The sequence below is a fragment of the Pseudomonas sp. Sample_10 genome, assembly GCF_004321495.1.
Taxonomy (GTDB): Bacteria; Pseudomonadota; Gammaproteobacteria; order Pseudomonadales; family Pseudomonadaceae; genus Aquipseudomonas.
In genome coordinates this window covers 1-6,011 of record NZ_RCOE01000244.1, presented here as the reverse complement: position 1 = coordinate 6,011, position 6,011 = coordinate 1, and the positions used below count along the sequence as shown (strand labels likewise).

Annotated in this window: 6 protein-coding genes; all 6 read right to left on the bottom strand. The window is 60.6% G+C overall.

Translation table 11 applies throughout. The features are described 5' to 3' along the window. Nucleotides 1–904, bottom strand: a 904-nt coding sequence (dusB, locus tag D8U18_RS24705) for a tRNA dihydrouridine synthase DusB (protein WP_131108767.1), incomplete at its 3' end; no start/stop codon positions are given. A 185-nt stretch (nt 905–1,089) separates the two neighbouring features. After that, complete coding sequence (locus D8U18_RS24700; RefSeq protein WP_056852461.1) at nt 1,090–2,358, bottom strand: DUF3426 domain-containing protein; 1,269 nt, start codon at nt 2,356–2,358, stop codon at nt 1,090–1,092. Between the two features lie 30 nt (nt 2,359–2,388). Beyond that, nucleotides 2,389–3,267: a 50S ribosomal protein L11 methyltransferase gene (gene prmA, locus D8U18_RS24695; RefSeq protein WP_056852462.1), complete on the bottom strand. Its 879-nt coding sequence runs from the start codon at nt 3,265–3,267 to the stop codon at nt 2,389–2,391. Nucleotides 3,268–3,593: 326 nt separating this feature from the next. Further along, on the bottom strand, nt 3,594–4,952 hold the full coding sequence (gene accC, locus D8U18_RS24690; protein ID WP_131108765.1) for an acetyl-CoA carboxylase biotin carboxylase subunit: 1,359 nt from the start codon (nt 4,950–4,952) through the stop codon (nt 3,594–3,596). Nucleotides 4,953–4,969: 17 nt separating this feature from the next. Continuing rightward, on the bottom strand, nt 4,970–5,437 hold the full coding sequence (gene accB / locus D8U18_RS24685; protein WP_056852464.1) for an acetyl-CoA carboxylase biotin carboxyl carrier protein: 468 nt from the start codon (nt 5,435–5,437) through the stop codon (nt 4,970–4,972). Between the two features lie 24 nt (nt 5,438–5,461). After that, complete coding sequence (aroQ, locus tag D8U18_RS24680; RefSeq protein ID WP_056852465.1) at nt 5,462–5,917, bottom strand: type II 3-dehydroquinate dehydratase; 456 nt, start codon at nt 5,915–5,917, stop codon at nt 5,462–5,464. Nucleotides 5,918–6,011: the final 94 nt, after the last annotated feature.

Genomic DNA, 6,011 nt, shown 5'->3' with positions numbered 1-6,011 from the left:
GGGCGCGAAACTCCCTGGCGCCCGGCAAGGTTGCGAGATACCAGCCCACATGCTTTCGAGCAATGCGCACGCCCATCACGTCTCCATAGAAGGCGTGCAGCGCAGCCAGATGCTCTAGCAGAATGCGTTCCACCTCGATCAGTTCCAGCGCCGGGAGCTTCTCGCCGGTGCGCAGGAAATGGTCGATCTCGCGAAAAATCCATGGCCGCCCCTGGGCGGCCCGGCCAACCAGCAGGCCGTCGGCACCGGTCGCGTCGAGCACGTATCGGGCCTTTTCCGGCGAATCGATATCGCCGTTGGCAAACACCGGCATCGATACCGCCTGCTTGATCGCGGCAATGGTGTCGTACTCGGCTTCACCGGTGTACAGATCGGCACGGGTGCGGCCATGAACCGCCAGCGCCGTAATGCCTGCCTGCTCGGCGATCTTCGCCACCGTCAGGCCATTTTTGTTGTCCCGGTCCCAGCCGGTCCGAATTTTCAGGGTAACCGGCACATCAACCGCAGCCACGACGGCCTGCAGGATCTCGGTGACCAGTGCTTCATCCTTCAACAGTGCGGAGCCGGCGGCCTTGTTGCAGACCTTCTTCGCCGGACAGCCCATGTTGATATCAATAATCTGTGCGCCCAACTCGACGTTGGCCCGCGCTGCATCCGCCAGCATCTGTGCATCGCCACCGGCGATCTGTACCGAGCGTGGCTCGGGATCACCTTCGTGGATCATGCGCATCCGCGACTTGCGGGTGTTCCACAAACTCATGTCGCTGGTGACCATTTCCGAGACGACCAGTCCCGCGCCCAATCGTTTGCACAGCTGACGAAAGGGTTGGTCGGTGACCCCCGCCATCGGGGCGAGAATCAAGCCGTTGTGTAATGTGTATGGACCGATGCGTACCGCCGACATAGGGCTTCCCTGTTGTGGGGCCGGATCATGAGAGTTCGAAAAAGGGTTGGCATGATACCCGCTCTCGATGACTGGATAAAGGTCGAATTGAACAAAATCTGAACAGTTATTCCGTTATCGCCAGCGGTTTGGTTCGCGCAGGGAAAGTCAGAAAGCCGTCGTCAATTGAAGAGCGGTGAACCGTTTCACTCGGGCGAGTGGAAGCTCAGGCTGTAATTCACCGCTTTTGCACCTGGATCGAGAATGTCGAGTGCGATGTGGATCGGGGTTTGCGGAGGCATTTCGGCCATGCCTTCAAGGTCGCCCCCGAGGTACTCGCCGGGTTTGAAGCGGCGGCTGGCGATCAGGTGGCCGTTGAGGTCGGCGAAGCGCAGTTCCAGTAGCGGGAAGGGCTGGGAGAAGGGCGCGCGGTTATAGATGATGGCATCAACCACCAGCGCACCACTGAACTCCGGGTGGCTGCGCACTACCAGGTTGCTGCTTTTGATTTTGGCGATGTCGACCTTGGAGGGCACCGTGCAACCGATGTGTGGGCACAGTTGCTGGAACCACGGGCGATATTGGTCCTGGCGTGCCAGTTCGTCGAAGTGATAGGCGACGTACTGGCCCACGAGTGCGCCGGCGCCCAGCAGGATCAGCACGAGCCAGAAGAATCGGCGCCCCCACGGCGAACGGCGTTTTTGCCAGTCCAGTTGCAGCGGGTCATCGGTCAGGTCTTGCAAGACTTCGGCGCGAACGCCCGGTTCGCTGCGTTCGCGACGCTTGCGCAAGGGCTCGATCGAAGGCAGGTCGGCGTCGATTTCTTCAGTTGCCGTTGCCGAAAGGCGTTCGTGATGAAGTGGAGGATCGAGCGGGTCGTGCAGGCGTAAATGTGGCGGCTGGGGTTCGTCGTCCAGTTCCACCGGCTCGAGTTCCAGCGATAGCGAGGGTTCGGTGCGTGCGAGGATGCCTGTCTCTTTCAGGGGTTCTTCTGAAACAGGAGTGTCGAGCGCATCGAGCTCGTCAAGGTTATTGCCCGTTTGCGCACGATCGGCGGCCGATTCGCTGAACAGGCTGTCAGTGGTCCAGGGTTCTTCGTCGATTTCAGTGCTGTCGCGGCGAGCGCTGAGGCTGTCTTCGCGGGGGCGGCCGAATTCGGTGATGGGCTGGATTTCCCGCTGTTCGAGCCGGGCGAGTTCTTCGTCGAGGTCGAGGCTGTCCAGATCCAGTTCGGCCGCGCTCCATTGCTTTTGGCTGATGGCACGCGGTTGTTCGGGTGCCGGGGCTTGCGCGATGGCAGGTGCAATCGGCGCGGCAGGCTCTTTGCCGGCCTGTTCAAGCAATTGCTTGGCCGCGTTGAATACCTGCAGGCATGAGCCACAGCGAACGACCCCGCGCGCCACGCTCAACTGGGCATGGCTGACGCGGAAACTGGTTTGGCAATGCGGGCACTGGGTGACGAAGCTATCGGTCATGCGGCGATCCGGATTATGCAGACGCTCATTCTAGCGCCGACGGCCTGTGATGCGCACCCAGCCATCGCGATTGGCGATCGGATCCAGATCGAAGTCCTTGGCGTAGGCTGCAGCCACTTCATCGCCTTGCTCGGCCAGAATCCCCGACAGCGCCAGACGGCCACCGGGCTTGACCAGGCCGGACAGCTGCGGTGCAAGGGATACCAGCGGGCCAGCGAGAATGTTCGCTACCAGCACATCAGCCTGAACCTGCGGCAGATCTTCCGGCAGATACAGTGGGAACAGTTCATTGGCAATGTGGTTGCGCCCGGCATTGTCGCGGGAAGCTTCCAGCGCCTGCACGTCGATGTCGGTGCCGACCGCTTCCCTGGCGCCCAGCAGCAAGGCGGCAATGGCCAGGATCCCCGAGCCGCAGCCGAAGTCCAGCACGTTGCAATCTTTCAGATCCTGACCGTCGAGCCATTCCAGGCACAGCGCGGTGGTCGGGTGGGTGCCGGTGCCGAACGCCAGGCCCGGGTCCAGCAGCAGGTTGACGGCGTCTGGTTCGGGAGCGGCATGCCAACTCGGTACGATCCACAGGCGCTGACCGAAACGCATCGGCTGGAAACCGTCCATCCAGCTGCGTTCCCAATCCTGGTCTTCGATCACTTCACTGTGGTGTTCGGGCAGCGGGCTGCCAGTCAACAGCTCAAGATGAGCCAGCACCGGGCCAGGCTCGGTGCCACCTTCGAACAGGGCCAGCAGGTGGGTGTGCGACCACAGTGGGGTGGTGTTGAGTTCCGGCTCGAAGATCGGCTGGTCTTCGGCGTCCATGAAGGTCACCGATACGGCGCCCACTTCAAGGAAAGCGTCTTCGTAGGTTTCGGCTTGTTCTGGGCTGATGGCGAGACGGACTTGCAGCCAAGGCATGGCGGGCACCTTTGAAAAATATAGATTGCAGCCTAGCGGGCTGCGAGAAGCGCGCAAGTTTACGCGAGCGCAACGCAGAAGACGACCGGGTTGCCATCCAATACCGCAGACGACGCTCTCTGTGGCGAGGGAGCTTGCTCCCGCTGGAGCGCGATGCGGTCCCAAAATGGCAGATAAGGCTTTGTCTGACGCAACTCGGATGAATGGTCTTGCGGCTGCTGCGCAACCGCACGGGAGCAAGCTCTCTCGCCACAAGGTTTCTAGGGGGCATCTGCAGAAACAACAAAGCCGCCCGAAGGCGGCTTTGTCAGGTGCAGGTTCGAAGCTTAGTGCTTCTCGCCGGCCAGCTTGTGCTCGAGGTAGTGAATGTTCACGCCCCCTTTGCAGAAACCTTCGTCGCGGGTCAGGTCGCGGTGCAGCGGGATGTTGGTCTTGATCCCGTCGACCACGATTTCGTCCAGCGCATTGCGCATGCGCGCCATGGCTTCGTCACGGGTTGCACCGTAAGTGATCAGCTTGCCGATCAACGAATCGTAGTTCGGCGGAACGGCATAGCCACTGTACAGGTGCGAATCGACGCGAACGCCGTTGCCGCCTGGAGCGTGGAAATGCTTGACCGTGCCCGGGCTCGGCATGAAGGTCTTCGGATCCTCAGCGTTGATCCGGCACTCCAGCGAGTGACCGCGGATGACCACGTCATCCTGAGTGAACGACAGCTTGTTGCCGGCGGCGATGCTGAGCATCTCCTTGACGATGTCGATACCGGTGACCATTTCCGAAACCGGGTGCTCTACCTGGACACGAGTGTTCATCTCGATGAAGTAGAAGCGGCCGTTCTCGTACAGGAACTCGAAAGTGCCCGCACCCCGGTAACCGATGTCGATGCACGCCTTGACGCAGCGAGCGAAAACTTCCTGGCGAGCCTTCTCGTCGATGCCCGGTGCCGGCGCTTCTTCGAGAACTTTCTGGTGACGACGTTGCAGCGAGCAATCGCGGTCGCCCAGATGGATGGCATTGCCCTGGCCGTCGGAAAGCACCTGGACTTCCACGTGACGCGGGTTGGTCAGGAACTTTTCCAGATAGACCATCGGGTTGCCGAACGCCGCGCCTGCTTCGGAGCGGGTCAGTTTGGCCGAGGAAATCAGGTCTTCTTCTTTATGCACAACGCGCATGCCGCGACCACCACCGCCGCCAGCGGCCTTGATGATCACCGGATAACCGACTTCGCGACCAATGCGCAGAGCGGTTTCTTCGTCTTCCGGCAGCGGGCCGTCAGAACCCGGAACGGTCGGTACACCGGCGGCGATCATGGCGTGCTTGGCCGATACCTTGTCGCCCATCAGGCGAATGGTTTCGGCTTTCGGGCCAATGAACGCGAAGCCGGAGTTCTCGACCTGCTCGGCAAAGTCGGCGTTTTCCGCAAGGAAGCCGTAGCCTGGGTGAATGGCGGTAGCGCCGGTCACTTCGGCCGCGGCAATGATTGCCGGAATGTGCAGGTAGGAGTGGGCGGCCGATGCCGGGCCGATGCAGACGGACTCGTCTGCCAGACCCAGGTGCATCAGTTCCTTGTCAGCCTTGGAGTAAACGGCGACGGTCTTGATGCCCATCTCTTTGCAGGCGCGCAGGATCCGCAGGGCGATCTCACCGCGGTTGGCGATCAGAACTTTTTCCAACTTCGCAGTCATCAAAGGCTCTCCGCGGTTCAAACGATGGTGAACAGCGGTTGGTCGTACTCAACCGGCTGGCCGTCTTCGACGAGGATGGATTCGATCACACCGCTGGTTTCAGCTTCGATGTGGTTCATCATCTTCATGGCTTCGACGATGCACAGGGTGTCGCCTTTCTTCACGGTCTGGCCGACTTCAACGAAGGACGGCGAGGTTGGCGAAGACTTGCGATAGAACGTACCGACCATTGGCGAACGGGCAACGGTGCCGTTCAACGCTGGTGCGGCAGGCGCTGCAGGTGCGGCGGCAGCGGCAGCCGGAGCGGCGGCAGCGACAGGCGCGGCAGCCGGAGCTGGCATTGGCGCAGGAGCGTAGTACTGCTGAGCCGGGGTCTTGCTGTGACGGCTGATGCGTACGGACTCTTCGCCTTCCTTGATCTCGAGCTCGTCGATGCCGGACTCTTCCAGCAATTCGATCAGTTTCTTAACTTTACGGATATCCATGAATCATCAACTCCCAAGGGTCGGTCAGGGGCGTATAGCTTGTTGTTCAAGCTGCTCTAATGCAGCCTCCAAGGCCAGTCGATAACCGCTGGCGCCAAGGCCGCAGATCACTCCTACCGCTACGTCGGAGAAGTAAGAGTGATGGCGGAAAGGTTCGCGTTTGTGCACGTTGGACAAATGCACTTCGATGAATGGGATGCTCACCGCCAGCAGCGCGTCACGTAATGCGACACTTGTATGCGTAAAAGCTGCCGGGTTGATCAAAATGAAGTCCACACCTTCGCTGCGAGCGGCGTGGATGCGGTCGATCAATTCGTACTCGGCATTGCTTTGCAGGTGCAGCAAATGGTGGCCGGCTTCACGGGCACGGCGTTCCAGGTCCTGGTTGATCTGGGCCAGCGTCGTGGCGCCATAGGTGCCCGGTTCACGGGTGCCGAGCAGGTTCAGGTTGGGTCCGTGCAGAACGAGTAGCGTCGCCATCGGCGGTTCCTTTGTTATCCGTGTGCAATTGTCAGAACTCGGCGACTATGCCGCAAAGCCTTTGTGACTGTCCAGTTCTCTGCAATAGCCAGCA